Annotated in this window: 3 protein-coding genes; 1 reads left to right on the top strand and 2 read right to left on the bottom strand. The window is 61.3% G+C overall.

Annotated features, from left to right (window positions below; all coding sequences use genetic code 11):
- Window positions 1–44: 44 nt before the first annotated feature.
- Both OKW39_RS23570 and OKW39_RS23565 read right to left on the bottom strand, forming a co-directional pair.
- Entirely contained in the window at window positions 45–287 is a 243-nt protein-coding gene (locus OKW39_RS23570; protein ID WP_429402335.1) for a hypothetical protein, read from the bottom strand.
- Window positions 284–14,416, bottom strand: coding sequence for a LysM peptidoglycan-binding domain-containing protein (locus OKW39_RS23565; RefSeq protein WP_429563828.1), 14,133 nt, complete (start codon window positions 14,414–14,416; stop codon window positions 284–286). Before OKW39_RS23565 ends, OKW39_RS23570 begins: the two co-directional genes overlap by 4 nt.
- Window positions 14,417–14,700: 284 nt before the next feature.
- On the opposite strand from OKW39_RS23565, the gene OKW39_RS23560 reads away from it, so the two are divergent.
- Window positions 14,701–15,879: a tetratricopeptide repeat protein gene (locus OKW39_RS23560; protein WP_429563827.1), complete on the top strand. Its 1,179-nt coding sequence runs from the start codon at window positions 14,701–14,703 to the stop codon at window positions 15,877–15,879.
- Window positions 15,880–16,011: the final 132 nt, after the last annotated feature.

Below are 16,011 nucleotides of genomic sequence, written 5' to 3'. Positions count from 1 at the left end.
ATCGCGCCCAATGTTGGCGATTACGGGCGACCGCGCGTGACACCCTACCGCATTGAGCTTCGTATTTTGGGCAACGACAGCAACGTGAACGCAAGCGCAAGCAACGTGCCCTTGACGAAGATGCCCTTAATACTCACCGCTCCGAGCACCCCTGCGATTCCCAACGTCTGGTAGCAACCAGCCACGAAGAAGCAGCTCAAGTACACCCCAACGACGCCAATCACAGCCATTCCTGGCACGCAGATCAGGAGCGACTTCACGAATACGGAAAGTAACTTTCTCATCATTTCTTGCCTCCGAGCTGCGATTGCATCTGCAGATAGATGGCATTGACAGCTTCCTGACCGGACGCCCCCCCCAGAGAACCTGCGACAACTGGCAGGTGGTTGGGGTTGAGCAAATTCCATCCGGCACTTGACCACACTCCGGTCGCGGCCCAATCACTTGACGTGAGAGAAGGTCTAATAGACGAGGTGATCGCGCCCTGGCCGAGCTTACCTAGTCCATAGCCGAAGCTGGACAAGACACCACTGGTAAAAGCAGCCCCACCGATCGAGTCGTCTTTCCCATACACGACGTTGTTGACGGCTGTACCTGTTGCGCCACCAACCGCATTCACTGCCATATTCCATCGCAAGCCACTGCGTGTACCCAGTGCACCTGCTGCAAGACTCACACCGACATCAACGGGATTGACATCCCCAGTCAAGAAGTACTGCGCTCCCGCGTTGACGCCCGCGCTAATCGCTCCCGTACCCACCGACGAGGCCCACATGCGCGAACCCAGCAAGCCACCGGAACTAAAGATCGGTGCGCCACCGCCGAGCATTTCGCTCGCGAATGTTGCACGCCCGCCGTTGACGAGCGCAGTGATTCCCGTTTTGATCGGTGCAGCAGCTCCCAAGGTAAAAGCAGTCATGCCCGCTTCCAGAAACGACTGGGCACCCTTCGTTACAGCCGTGCCGTAATTCCCCGCATCCCAGTTCGCCCGTGCTGCGTCCATGCTGGTCGCGCCGACCATGTCGTGCGCGAACTGCTTGGTCGCATTCCAGCCATCAGCCCCGTACTGTTTCGCACGATCCCACGCGTAGAGAAGATTATCGGAGCCGCCGCTATTATCGGCCAGCACTGCAGGACGCGGATCGATTTGTGAGGTTGCCAGCCTAGAAGACGGGCCGAAGAGCGCTGCAGCACCGGCGTACGGCGTCTGGCTGCTGTCAACGAGCCCGCCATACACACCGAACAGTGCAGTGCTACTGCTGTATGACGCCTCCGGAGCTACAAACCCGCTGCCGACGCCACCAAGCCCGCCCGGCAGCACCTGCGCATTCATGCCGCCGATCGCTTCCTGCACACGCTGCGCGGTCGTATCGGTTTTCCCAACGGAGCCGGCCTGCACCTGGTCGACGACGAGATTGCCAATGGTGCTGGCGATGGCATCCATCGTGATCGCCCCAACATTGCGCCCAAGGCTCCCACCGCGCACGATTGTACTAGCAGCCCCTGCAGCTATCCCCGCACCCATGCCCGTTACAAACCTGCCTGGATCCGAGCCCATGTTAAAGCCCAAGTTGCTGCCGCCGACATTAATCGTCCGTGCCGCCTGGAAGCCGACCCCAGATGCCACAGCGGACGCTGCCATGCCCTTCCAGTCAAACCCGCGCTGAGCACCAACAGCGAGCGCCATACCCTGAGTTGCCGCTGAACGCACCGCCCCCTGAGCAGCCGCGGTCCAGAAGCTGGTGGCAGGGGCCGCCGCCGCCCCGATACCAGCTGACACAGCTCCAATTGCCATCCCCTTCCAGTCAAATCCATGCTGCTCGCCTGCGGCGATCATGACGCCCTGCGTCGCGGCCGCTCCCGCGGCGCCAATCAGCATTGCGCCAACAATGCTGCCCGTACCCATCGACACGACCGATACCGCGACCGCGATGACTACCGCGAAAATCTGGGCCACCCCACCACATCCCCCATCCTTGCTCGGCGGCGGTGGAGGATCCGGCAAGGTCGGCTGTGTATTGCCGATCGCCTTGCCCGGGTCATACGGCTTGAACGTCGTCGCCGTGTTGTGCACGTTCGTGACCTGGTTGGGCACCGTCAGCATCTGCCCGGCCTTCAGCACGTCATCGCCCTTCAGCCCGTTCGCGTCCGCCAGGATGTACCACAGCGTCGCATCCCCCCACAGCGACGACGCGACCGACTGCAGCGTATCCCCATCGCGCACCGTCCAGGTACCCGGGCTCACGCCCGGATACACCCCGTTGATCGCCATGAAGTTCTCGTCGAAGTCCGCGCTGCCCACCGGCGTGAACACCTTGTACTGACTCTCGCTGCCCTTCGCGAGCTTGCCCGCGAGTTCCTGCACGTAGTCGACCGTCTCGACCCCGTCGTTGCCCTGGTTGCCCACCCGGTTGCCGTTCAGGAAGTAGTAGTTGTGTTTCCTGTCTCCCGTCGCGCCCCGGATCGTGCCGTCATCCGCCACCGTCACGCCCACCAGTTCGTCGCGCCGCTGCACCTGGCCGCGCAGATCGGTGTAGTACGTGAACGCGCGTGCCCTGCCCGCCTGGCCGCCACCATTGTCGTAGGTGGCCTTCAGGTTGCCGTTGACGTCGTAGTTGAAATAGCTCGATGCCGGTCTCCAGCCCGGCGCGTCCGGGTTGCTCCCCTGCGCCAGGATCTGGCTCTGTTTCGCGCTGTCCCACCATTCGTACGAATAGGTGGATGTCATGGTCGCGCCGCTGCCATTGTCGGGCCGCGTGGCGACCTGCCCGAGCGTGCCGTCGGCCATGCGCGTATAGGTCGTCGTCGTACCTTCGATGTTGTCATGCTCGGACATTAACTGGCTGTCGGCGTCCCAGTCGCGCGTCACCGCCGTCACGATCTGACCGCTGCTCCTGTCCCGTTCGATGATCTCCGTGACGCGCCCCAGCAGATCATTGGTGCGCTGCCGGATCACCATGCCGTCGACCGTCTGCGTCGCCAGCAAGCCGTTCGCGTCGTACGTGTAGTACTCCGTGCGTCCATCCCTGGCATAGACCGCCATCGTCCGCTCGCCGGCCGCGTTATAGCCAAGCTGCACGCCGTCGCCGCCGGCCGCGCCCGCCACGATATGCACACTGGTGTCGTCCGGATCGGTAGCGCGCGCGCCCGACAGCGATCCCATCGACACCGTGAAGCGGTTCAACGCGTCGTACTCGTACCAGTACTCCTGCTCCGTCGCGTGATAACCCACCATGTCCGTGTACGTCGCCATCATCCGGCGGCGATTGCCGAGCGCGTCGTACTCGTAACCGACCTGGTAGCTGTTGTCACGGATCGCCACGACGCGATTCAGTGCGTCGTATTCGACCCGCGACTGCGCGAACACGTACGAGTTGCCGAAGTCCGTGAAAAATTCCGCCGTACGGTTGCCGTCGCCGTCGTATTCGTAGAGCGACTGGGTCTGCGTGCCGTAATCCATGATCGAGCGCACCAGACCGTGCGAGTAATAGCTGTATTCGACATGCTGGCCACTCGTGCCTTCCTGTTTTGTCAGCAGACCGGCCCAGTTGTACGTGTACTGGAACACGTGGCCACCGAGATCGGTATGTTTCGTCACCCGGCCGAACAGATCCACCTCGTCGACCATCGAGCGGCCGTTCGCATCGATCGTCGTCTTTACCCATCCACCGCTCGCGACCGAGCCGATCGAGCTGATCGTGCTCGCCCAGCGGTAGTCGTACTGCACCGTGCGGCCCGCCGCGCTGACGGTCTTCACGATACGACCGTCGGCGTCGTAGTAGATGCGTTCGCGTCCGCCCAGCGCGTCTGTGTGGGCAATGCGGTTACCCGCACCATCGTACTCATAGCGGTCGATGCTGCGCTGCCCGTTGGCTAACACCGGCCGGGCGATCTCGATCAGCTGGTTGGCCCTGTCGTACGTGTAATCGGTGCGTCGTCCCAGCTCGTCGGTCGACACGCGCAGATTTCCCACCGCGTCATACGAGAAGTTCTTGCCATACCCCATCGCATCCCACGACTGCGCCACCGCCGGCTGCGCGAGACCATAGTTCCACTGCTGGGTGCTCAGATGACCGTTCGCATCCTTCAGGCCCACGAGGTTACCGGTCAGATCGTAGTAGTACGTGGTGAGCGGAGCCATCTCTATCTGCGCCCCGTTCTCCAGCGTGACCATGACAGTCGGCTCGCGTTTGAGCGTGAGAGAACCCATCGTGTTATACGACGAGTAGGTCCAGTTGCCGCGCCCGTCCCTCTCCGCCGACACCTCACCGAACGCGTCGTGCTGCTGCAGACGGTCGATCGTCATGTCCTTCGCCAGTTCCTCGATCACTCCGACGATGTCGACATTGGTGACGGGGTTGTTACGCGTGCCGGTGAGGAAGTAGCTCTGGCGCTCCATCAGCACGTTGCCGGCGGCGTCCATTGCGAGGTAGCGGTACTCGTACTCGACGTTCGTCGGCAGATCGCCCGCGTCGAACAGGAAGCGGCCGGCAGCGTCGCGAGCGAGGATCGCCGTTTTGAACGGCCGATCATAGTCGCCATCCTGCTTTGTCGATTCGCGGTAGTACAGTGTGATCGTATCGACGTTCGTAAGCGGCGCGCCGCTGCTGTCCGTCGGCGAAAACTGGAAGATCGACGGCAGCGCGCTGCCCGTCAGCGTCACGCCCGAATCCGTGTTGACGCCGATCCTGATGTCGCCCTGGCCCATCGAGAGCGGCCGGCCCGCCGTGTCGTAAGCGGTGAATTTGATTGCGTAATCCGTGTCCGGCAGCAAGCCCGACTGCGTCGTATCCCACTGGAAGGCGTTGCCCGTGCGGTACAAAGTCTGGTACTGCGTCAAGCCGTTCTGCTCCCACGAAACGATCACGTGGTCTGTGTCCGCGGGCTGCGTATGAAAGACGACCGTCGACTTCAGATCACCGAGATAGCCAAGCGACGATAGCGACGGTGACTGCCCATTGCCCGGCAGATTGACCACGCCACGCAGTGCATCGATCTGTGTCCCAGCCGCGTCGAACAGGTCAAGCGACATGTCGTACTTCCCCGCACCAAGCGCGGCCATGTCTATCGAGAACGCGCCGGTGGCCGGATCGCGCCAGACCGGATAATCCAGCGCCCAACCTGGATTGTTGGGGTCGCGCAGATGGACGACGATGTGATCGGCCAGCTGCAACTCCGTGCTTTCCAGCGAGTAGATGTTCAGTACCTGCGGTGCCGACCAGATATAGCTGCCTGATGCGTCAACCGTGAAGCCGGGGCGCGAGCTTGGGACATGCGCCGGGAGGTCGGTCTGAAAAATGGTCGAATTGTCGCTGCGGGAAAGGTGGACTGCAAAGCTGTCGCGTCGGAGCAGCGTCCCCACTGGACCGTAGCCACCGTCGCTGACCGCCATGAAGATCATTTCGTAGTCGTCGTCGGGCAAACCGCTGATGTCGGCACTAAACGAATTTGCCAGACTGGCGGTGCTCTTGCCGAGAGTCTGAAAGGGCTGATCTGTTCCGGCGGGTCGGTAATACAACATCCCATACGAACCGTCGGGCAATGTGCCACGCGCGACCGAAATGACGTTGGTCACAGACGTGTCGCCCAGCACCGTATCCGTATTGAGCGCATCCGGTTTTCCGCTCGACGGTCCGTTGTCCGACCCATACAGATGGGCCGAATTGCCTATAGAGCCCAAGCTGCGCGGTGCCCCGCCATTAAGTGGGATCAACGTCAGATCGACCGTATAGGCGAAATCTACGTTGGTAATGCTGCCGAGCTCCGACCAATTGACCGGTACGGTAATTTGCGTCCCATTGATCGAACTGGTGACCACCGGCGAGTCCGTCGAGTCCTGATAGGTGACAAGGTGCTCAAGGCCTCCGTTGTTCGTATTGGCGCCAGTCCAATGCGTGATCGTTGCCGTGCTGTGGACAACCGCCTGGATCTGATACGCGCCGTAGATTCCGCTGAGGTCTGGAAGATTGATCGAAAGCGATGAAACTGTGGCTCGACCGCCAATACTGCCGTCAATGTAGGGCGTGAAACTCCACTGGCCGGAAACGGATACCGCGACGCTCCCGCCTCCTGCAGAAATTCCTGCGTCTCCGTCGACGAGACTTAACGTCGGCCCGGTCACCGGCCGCGCTGCCGAATCGATCCACCCCGAGATGCTCAATTCAGTATTCGCGAACACCCCACCATCGATCGGAATATCGACCGGGCTAAAGCTGATGGTCGGTATTCCGCCCGACGTCTTCGGCTGCCGAATCTGAATCACCTGATTCCGCTCGTCATAGCGCGTGTAAGTCTGCATCATGTCGACGCTCTGCAGCAGCGCGACGAGATCGTCCCCGGTCGTGATCACGCGATAGCGCAGATCGCTCTCCATCGACTCGACCTTCAGCGTCGCATTGCCATTGCGGTCATACATGAACAGATGCGACACCCCGTCATCAAAGTTCGTGCGCACCACCCGGCCGGCGTTGTCATAGTCCGCATATTCCTGCCATTCACCGTTCGCGCCGCCGCCCCCCGTACGCCGTCCGGTCACTTCGCCATACGCGTTGTAGCGCTGCTCGATCAGTGCACCAGTTGACACCCGTGCACCTGTCGCTGCGTCACTCGTCTGGGTGAAGCGCGAAGTTTCGCGGTTTTCCGCGTCATAGGTGATCGTGGTGGAGTCGAACCACTGGTATCCGTCCGCATCGCGGCGCAGATAGTAGACGCTCGTGACATTGCCCACGGCGTCATACTTGAAATTCGTCGCCACGTCCAGCGCGTTGACTTTCGAACTAAGGCGACCACCCGCGTCGTAGAGGTACGACGTCACCTGGTCCGGCTCGCCTTTGCGAGTTTCCTTCACGACGTTGTTCAGGCCGTTGTATTGATAGAGCGTCGTGACGCGCACCTGCCGGTTCTGATAGTCGGCGAACTGCGGCAGCATCTCGCCCGTCAGACGTCCGAGCGCGTCATAGGTGAAGTCGTACTGGCTGCCGTTCGCGTCGACCTTGCGCAGCAGGTGCCCCTCTCCGTCGTATGAATAGTTCGACGTGGCGTCACCGGTCGACTGCACGAGCTTGCCGTTGGCGTCGACCTTCGCGAACTCAACGCCGACGCGCGACTCGCTCAGCAACCGGCCGTTGTTGTCCCAGGTGTAGTTGGTGATGCGATCGTCGGGGCTGCGGGGCCACGAACCGACGATGGTATTGACGGAGGCGCTCGCCGAAACCGGGTCCGGGAACGGCAGTGCAAACCGCGTTTCCTGCGTGACGTTGCCTTGCGCATTCACCGTGTACGCGATGCCGAAGCCCTTCGCGTCGATTTCGAGCGTCTTCTGTCCGGCCTTGTTATAGAAGTACGTTGTGCGATTGCCGGTCGGATCGACGGTCGCGGTAACCTGGCCGCAACCATCGTATTCCCACGTCGTCACCAGCTCGCTGCCAGACGTGATGAAGTATTCGCCCCGCGCGTCGTCACCCGCGCTCGGATCGAAATAGCCTGTCGCTACATTCTGCACGCGGGACTGAGTGAGCCGGTTATCCGCGTCGTAGACGTATCGCGTTTCGCGCACGTTGGCCGCATCGGCAGGCACCGGCGGTTGCGAACCAGGTTGCGCCACGATCGGATCCGCGTAGACCTTCGTCGCGATGACATTGCCCACCGCATCGCACGCCCACAGCGTGAGCGTGCCGGTCGGGCTGACCTGCGCAGTCTTCCGGCCCGCCACGTCGTAGTACAACGTGGTGGTATGTCCATTCGCGTCGGTAATCGATGTGAGATTGCCTTGCGCGTCATAGACCCGTGTCTCGGTCGTGCTCGCAGGAAAGCCAGCCTGGTACACCGACACGCCGGTCAGCGTGATCTGCCGGTCAAGCAGGTCATACCCATAGCGCGTAACACGCTCCTCTTTGAGCCCCTGCGCTTCGATCGTCGCGATGCGATTGCCGCGCGCATCGTATTCGAACGTGTTGACAACCGCCTTGCCACCCGAAGTAACCGGTAGTGTTTCCGACAGCATCAGTCCACGGCGATCATACGTATAAGAAAACTGCCCGCCGACCTTGTTCGTATAGCCGGTGCGGTTGCCGAATGCGTCGTACGCGTAGATTTCGCCGTAGCCCTCGGCGTCGGTCGACCTCACCAGGTGGCCGAGCCGGTCGTACTCCATGCGGGTGACCGCCTTCGTATCCTGCGTCACCTTGACCGCATCGCCAAACGCGTCGTATTCGGTCAGCACGATGCTCGCCGTCGGCGAGACGACCTGCACCGCGCGGTTCAGCACGTCGTAGGAGATCTGGCTGATGATGTTCCTGTTCTGGTCGGCCGCCGTCACCCTATTGCCGAAAGCGTCATAGGTGTTACTGGTTATATAGCCGAGCGCATCGGCCGTAACCAGTAGATCACCCCTCGCGTTGTAGATATAGCGCATGCGATACGCCGCCTGCAGATTGCTCCGCTGGCTGGGGCTGAGCGCTGCTGCCTCGAGCGCCTTGCCATTCGCGTCGACATAGCCACGCGCCTTGCGCTCGGCAAGTGCCCAGGCGGTGTCCCGCTCGGAAAGCTCCACCCCGCGAGGGTCGGTCTCAGCGGTCACACGTCCCATCCCGTCATACGTGTAACGTGATGTCGCAGCGACTGACGTACCGTACGCGCGGGTCTGTTCGATCATGCGCCCAGCTGCGTCGAATACCGCGTGCGTGACGCTCTGTTCGGGCAGACCATCGGCGACGCTCGTGTTCACCGCGCGTCCCAGCGCGTCAAGTTCATAGCGCGTGACGACGCCTGCCGCATTCGTCGTGCTCGTCAGACGTCCGGCGCTGTCATAGTCGTATCCCGTCGCGGCCGCCGAAGCCGGAATGATTTGCGGCAGAAGAGCGGCAGCCTGTTTCTGGCTGGCGCCGCGCGCCGCTTCGTATCTGTCCGCGTAGCGGATGGTCGTCAGCAGATGGCCCGCTGGATCGTAACGTTGCTCCGTGACGTAGCCTTCGGCATCGATCACATAGACCGGCCGGGTGGCGGTGTCATAAATCCACGTAGTGGCGCGATCCCCGGATGGCTTCGCGACGCCAGGTGACGCGAGCCAGAGTTCCAGCGCCGAGGCGTCTGGAATGCCGGCCTCCGCATACGGCGTCTGGTACTGCGTGCGTTCGAGGAGATTGCCGCCGGCGTCGTAACAGTTGGATGTGACGAAGCCGAGCGCATCGATACTGGCTGCCACCCGGTTTGCCACGTCATAAACCATGCGCGTCGTGCGATCGCTCGCATGCGCCTGAGCCGATTGGGCGCTCAGCGCTGTGGCAACGGCCTCGACGGTGAGGGCACCCGCTATATTGACGGGGCTTGCATACGTGATCGTGCTGATCACATTGCCGTTGGCGTCGTAGACGTTCTCGGCAACGTAGTTCAGCGCGTTCACCACGTAGCGCAAGCGGCCGTCTGCGTCATACACGTATTGCGTGGTCTGGTCGAGCAGCGGCTGAACCGTTTGACTTCCCGTGATGTACGCGTCGGTCAGATTGTCCGGCGAACCGTCCAGAGGGAAGGCAAACGCCGTTCGCGCGACGACACGCCCTGCGGCGTCGTACACGCTCCTGACGAGCGCGCCGGTCGGTCCGACCGACCATATCTGCCGCCCCTCCTCATCGTAAACGTAGCGCGTGACGCCGCCCGCCGCATCGGTCACCGAGACAACATTGCCGTTGCCGTCGTAGCCATAGCTCGTCGTGAGTTCAAGCTTGCCGGGATCGACGGTCGTGCTGGTAAGACGGCCCGCCTTGTCGTACACGTTCCGCGTGACGCGCGGGTTGCAGCCGCCCGCACCTTCGGTCACGGTGAGGACGTTGCCAACACCATCGTAAGCAAACGTCGTCAACAGGTTCAGTCCACCTACGTCGGCCGTCACGGAAGCCGTGTGTCCGGCTGCGTCATAACGGGTCTCGGTCACGACGCCAGACGGGTCCGTCACGCGGGTCGCCTGACCCTTGCCGTCGTATTCGTAGCGGGTCGTGAGATTCAGGCCGCTCGGGTCGACTGTGCAGCTCAGCACGCGGCCCGTCGCGTCGTAGCTATACGTGGTGTGAACACCGCGCGCGTCAACCGTATCGATCAGATGGCCTGCGTGATCGTAGTTTTGCGTGGTCGTCGCACCGGTTGCATCGGTCGTGCTGACCAGGTTGCCGTCACGGTCGTACGTGTAGCCTGTCGTGTTGCCGCGCCCGTCGGTCAGCGTCACGATCTGGCCGGCGTCGTTGTACGTCAATGTGGTCCTGATGCCCTCGGCGGTCGTCACTGTCACCGCGCGGTCGAACTCCGAGTATGACCATGTCGTCGTGCTGCCCGTCGCGTCGGTGCGGGTGAGCATGTTGCGGAACGCGTCGTACGTCATGTGCATACGCGCGCCAGTGCCGTCGGTCACCACCACCACATTGCCGTTGCGATCGTAGTCCTGGCGGCGCAGCACACCGTTGGCATCGATCGATTCGATCACACGCCCAAACGCGTCGTAGATTGCCTGAGTGAGCAGGTTGAGGCCGCCCGCGTCGGACGTATGGCGGATCGCCTGACCGAGCCGGTCGTAGTCGATCGTGTCTCGCACCTGAACATTGGAGGCAATGTCACGAACGGTGGAAATCTGCTCGCCAAACGTGTTGTAGATATAGCGTGTGCTCAGACCTAACGCATCGGTACGCTGGACGAGGCGGCCGGCGGCGCTGTAAGTGAAAGCAGTGCGCGTGACGTCACCATCATCGCCCAGCACCGCAAGTGTGCTTCTGAGCGGGTCGGGCAGGAGACCGCCTACCAGACTGGCCAGCGTGTCCGCTGCAACGCGCGTCGCGTAGACCAGCGTCTCCGTCACGTCACCGAATGCGTCATACTGGTACTCGACGACTTCGCCGATCGGATTGACAACGTGGGTGAGGTGGCCCGCCACGTCGTAGTAGTAGTACGTGGTGTTGCCGTTCGCGTCCGTCATGGAGGTGCGCAGGCCCGCCGCGTCGTACGTGTAGCTCACCCCCCACGATTGCCATACGGCATCGATCTGTGCAAGCGTTGCGTTCGCGCCAAGCGCTGCGAGCGCCGTGCTGCCTTCGCCGCCCAGCTGCGCAATCAGCCGTCCCTGCAGATCGTAGCGGTAGGTCGTCGTGCGCCCAGCGGTCGTCTCGCTGGCCACGCGGCCCTCGTCGTCCCAGGTCCAGCTAGTGGAGACATTGCCGCCCATACCGTCCTGCGAATACGTAGTGCGGCCCGTGAGCCGTCCCATTGCGTCGTAGGTGTAGTAGGTGAACTCCATCTGCCCGGGACGACTTGTCCACGCGAGCATGGCATCGGCCCGCAGCACATAGCGCAGGCTTTGCTGCGAGGCGTTACCGCCTACCGGCGTGCTCAGCTCGTCAGCCTTGCTCAGGCAGGATGCGCCAAAGGTTGCGGACCCTATCGAGAGGCCGCTGTCCGCCGGATAGCGGAACTCGATCGTATGATGCGCAAGCGGCACTATGTTCGGTACGTCAAGCGTACCGGTGGCGAAGCCTCCGAATGGGAAGTCGAACGTGAGCGCTCCCGCCTGCACGCCATCGATCCAGATTTCAACACTGCCGCTTGAACCCAGCGTCCCGGTCACGTTAATCGTGACCGGGATCTGCTGTGGCGCCTGCGTCGAGCCGAGATCGACTTGCTGGCCGCGCACGCGCTGTGTGACGTTGCCCCACGCATCGTAGCTATAGTGCGTCACGTAACCTTCGGCATCGACTTCTGCACACAACAGGCCGCGCGAGTCATAGAAGTAGCTCAGGTGAGCGTCTGCGTCGCTGCTACCGGGAACCAGCTGCGCAAACATGCCCTGACTGCGCAACGAGGCGTCCGTTGCCGTGGCATAACGAACCGTCTCAACACGCTCCCCTGCGCCGTTGTACCGGTATTCGGTCAGGAAACCTTCCGGGTCAAGTTCCCCGCGCAACAAACCATCCTGATCGTAGAAGTAGCGCGTGACGCGATCGTTGGCCGGATCGGCATCTGGTAAGACCTGTGTCGGCGCCACGCTGATGTCGACCCGGTTCGCAAAGACCGTCTTCACCACGGGACGTCCGCTGCCGTCGTACTGAACCTGGGTGACGGTTCCGTCCGCGTCAACGGTATGGTCGATGAAGTTGTTGAGATAAAAAGCCCATACCGTCCGGTCGTCCACCGATGCAGGCGGGCGCAGCTTCGAGGAGTCGAGCGTCAGCAGCGCCCCCGATTTCAGCCTTTCGGCGGGTGTCCCGTCGGCGTTGGTCAACGAGGCGAGTTGCGCGGCCGTAAGCCTGGTTGCATAGGTAAGCGTGCGCAGCGGCCTCGCGAATGTGGTGTCGTAGACATACTCCGTCAATGTTCCATCAGGGGCGATCTGTGCGACACACTGGCCACGCCCGTTGTACAGGTAGTGCGTATTCAGTCCATTGGCATCGGTCGTCATCTGCAACCGGCCGTTGGTGTCGTAGTAGTTCCTGATCTGCGACTGCACTTTGCCCTGCACCGAATCGACCACGGCGACCGGTTCCCCCGCGGCGTTATACGTAGAGGTACGCGTCAGCCCGTTGCTGAAGGTGACTGAAACCGTGTGGTGCGCATCGTCGTACTGATACAGCGTCGTGACGCCGTCGAACTGAATCGCGCAGAGCAGGCGGCCGAGCCCGTCGTACGTGAAAGTTTCAGCCTTCTCGTTGCCCGGACTGCCCGCAAAACGCTGTAGGAGACGACCGGCAGCATCATAGACGTACCGTGTCTGGATGATTGCTCCCGTCACATCGCCTGTGCCGTCGGCCAGCAGCTTCTCATAGCGCGTGACCGTCGCGAGGTTCCCACGGTAGTCATACGTCGAATCGATACGGATCGCCTCGCTGGGATTCACAAGGCCCGCCGCCCATGCATTCAACGTCGCCTCCGACACTGCATCGGTGTTGCTCAAGGCGCTGACGTCGAATGCCGCCGATGTGTACTGGATCTCGCTGACCTTCTGGCCCGCCGCGTTGTACCTGAACTCCGTGACGCGGCCCGCCGCACTCACCACGTATCGCAGATGCCCGGCTGCGTCATAGACATAGCGCGTCGTCAGGTACTGGTTCGCGTAACCATTGGCAAAATTGCTGGTCTTGTCAAAGACCGTCTCGGTCAACAGTTCATTGTTCGACCCGTACGTACGGGTAACGTCGGCTGAGCTGTCCGATTGGCTGATCAGATTGCCCGCGGCATCGTAAATAAAGTAGATCGGTTTGCCCTTACCATCATTCAGAATCCGCAGGTCGCTGTCGCCGTTGACGTTATACGTAAAGTTCAGGTTTACCCACTGTCCGTCCAGAGACGAAGTCGACCGGATGCTGGTCAACCTGCCGGCATCGTCATACGTCAAGACCTTCCTGTAGCCAAGCGGATCGGTCACCGTCGTCTGCCTGTTCGCGGTGTCATAGCTAAGCGTGGTGATCCGAAACACCCCGTCGTCGGCCTTTTCGCCAATCGTCGCCACCCGGTACTCGCCGTTCACCTGAAGATAGGTGAACATCACCTGGGATCCATCCGACTGGGTGATCGAGGCGATCCGGCTGCTCGTGCCGTCGTACGTATAGGTCGTCGTATAGACGTGAGCGTCGGCGATGCTGTTGTCTTCCGGACTCAGGTCGACTGTCACCCGCGACAGCCGGCCCTGTGTGTCGTACGCGTAACGGATCGTGGTCGACGTGACCAGACTGTTACCCATCCCCCGGTAGACCGAGCGCAGATCCGTCAGTTGGCCGGCTGCGTTGTAGTCGAGATAGGTGACGTCGCCCCCTGCAGTCGTTACCTGCGCGAGCTGCCCTGCGGCGTTGTAGGCGTAGCCGACCGTATTGCCGTCCCTGTCGCGGGTTGACACGAGCCTGCCGCCTCGCGTGGCATCGTAAAGCTCGCTCAGCCCGTTGTTTCCGTCGTTCCACTGCCAGTTGCGGGTCGCCTCATCAAAGGACAGCGTCGCGTACGCCCCTGTGCCAGTAGCATCGGCATAGCCGGGCTCAAAGTCGCCTTGGACAACGCTGGCGCCAAGCCACGCGGTCGACACATACAACTGGCGCGACGCATCGTACTCGTACACCGTACTCGAACCATCCCAGTCTGTCAGGGTTACCGTACTGCCTATGCTATTCAGCGTCCCAGTGAGGCCATCCACCGTGCGCGATCCGCCTGGGCGCCAGTTGTCTCCAGCAAACTGTCCGAGGCTGTTATAGGCGCGGTAGATCGAACTGTTCACCCCCTGGCCGAGCAGCAACTGGTCACGATCCTGAATCACCAGATTGCCGTTCGCCGCGTTCACATAGAGCTGCTCTCCGGTCTGCCCGAATGCCGCATTGCCGACCTGGCCATGGGCTCCAAGCCCCAATGCCGACGACGACTGCAACCCCAAACCATTGCCCGTGACGATCGCTACCATCTATGCCCCGTACTTGTTCGTTAAGCCTTGCGCGATTGGTTTCCCGAACCGCTTCCGAACAAGTTGTCCGAAGATTTTTAGAACTGTTTAGCGAAAATCTCAGGTGCTCAGGATCTCGTGCGTCCTTGCGTGCGATGAAGCATAAATTGTGGCGGCGATTGCCGGCCTGATCTCGCAATAAGGATCCCGCAGCAATTCCAGACTGCTATGCTAGAAAAAGGCTACTCACTTCCGATCCATCACTTTCGGCTTTGTCCACCGACGCAGCGAACACCCGACGCCAAATGAACTCCACTTCCGAACACGCCGTTGCTTTGGCATCTGCCCGACTGACCCGGCTGCTTGCGTTCCTTGAGTCCGACCCCAACAACCTGTCGTTGCTAGGAGACGCCACCGCGTGCGCATTCGACGCACAGCAATTCGAACGGTGCGATGAACTGCTCGCACGTCAGCAAGCGCTCGGTGCGGTGCCGCCTGAGTCGATGCATCTGCGTGGGCTGTGTGCCATGGCTCGTGGCAAATTCGAGGACGCGCTCCGGGCATTCGCCGCGTTACCGGACGGTGAAAGCCATCCCGCGATTCGCTATAACAAAGCTTATGCGCACGCCATGCTCGGCGCTTTCGACGAAACGCTAGCGCTGCTGGATGAAGGCGTGCTGACAACGATTCCCCAAGCCATCACGCTCCAAATGCGGTCGCTTCACCATCAAGGCCGCCTCGACGAGGTCATCGAAGTTGGCAAGCGGTATGCGGATCATCCGGAGACCGGCATCGAAGTCTGCGGACTCCTCGCCGCTGCTTTGTTCGATGCCGGACATCCCGACAGCGCGCAACAGTTCGCGTCTCTTGCAAAGAGCTCTCCCGACGGTCTCGCCATAGGTGGTTTGCTGGCACTCGGCGAAGGCCGCGAGTTCGACGCTATGGCGCTGTTCGCGGAGGCGCTGCGCATCCAGCCGGCACACAGCCGCGCGCTTCTCGGCACAGGGCTCGTGCTACTCGAACAGCACCGCTTCGAGCAGGCCGCGCAATACATCGACGCCGCATCCGAATCGTTTCGCACCCATGCGGGCTCCTGGATTGCGGCCGGCTGGGCCCATTTGCTCAATGGCGATCTACAACTGGCGCGGTCGCGCTTCGAACAAGGCGCTCACCTAGATCGCGGTTTTGCCGAAGCCCCTGGCGCACTGGCCATCGTGGCGCTGCGGGAAGGCAGACTCGACGAGGCGCGTGCGCATATGAAGGTGGCGTTGCGGCTGGACCCCGAGTGTCTGTCCGCCGCACTTGCGAAGAGTCTGCTCAGCACCTCCGCAGGCGATCAAAATACAGCGAGTCAAGCCCTTGATGCGGCATTGAATCGGCCCTTGGACCCACAAGGCAATACACTTGCAAAAGCGATCGCGAGAAAGGTGACCCGGAGCAATAAGACCCCTCCCCTTAACAAATCGTCACAAGAACTGGAATAGGCAAACGCCTGATTTTTCGCGAATGGTCGATCATCTGCGAAATAGAACTTGTCCTAAAAATACGTAACGATCGACTATTTTGAGTGACGATCGACTATTTTGATATAAGCACCTACCTCTCTGATTACATTC

Origin of the sequence: Paraburkholderia sp. MM6662-R1 (assembly GCF_050436245.1) — a bacterium.
Lineage (GTDB): Bacteria > Pseudomonadota > Gammaproteobacteria > Burkholderiales > Burkholderiaceae > Paraburkholderia > Paraburkholderia tuberum.
The sequence above is the reverse complement of the archived record's forward strand: the minus strand, read 5'-3'. Positions and strand labels throughout refer to the sequence as shown.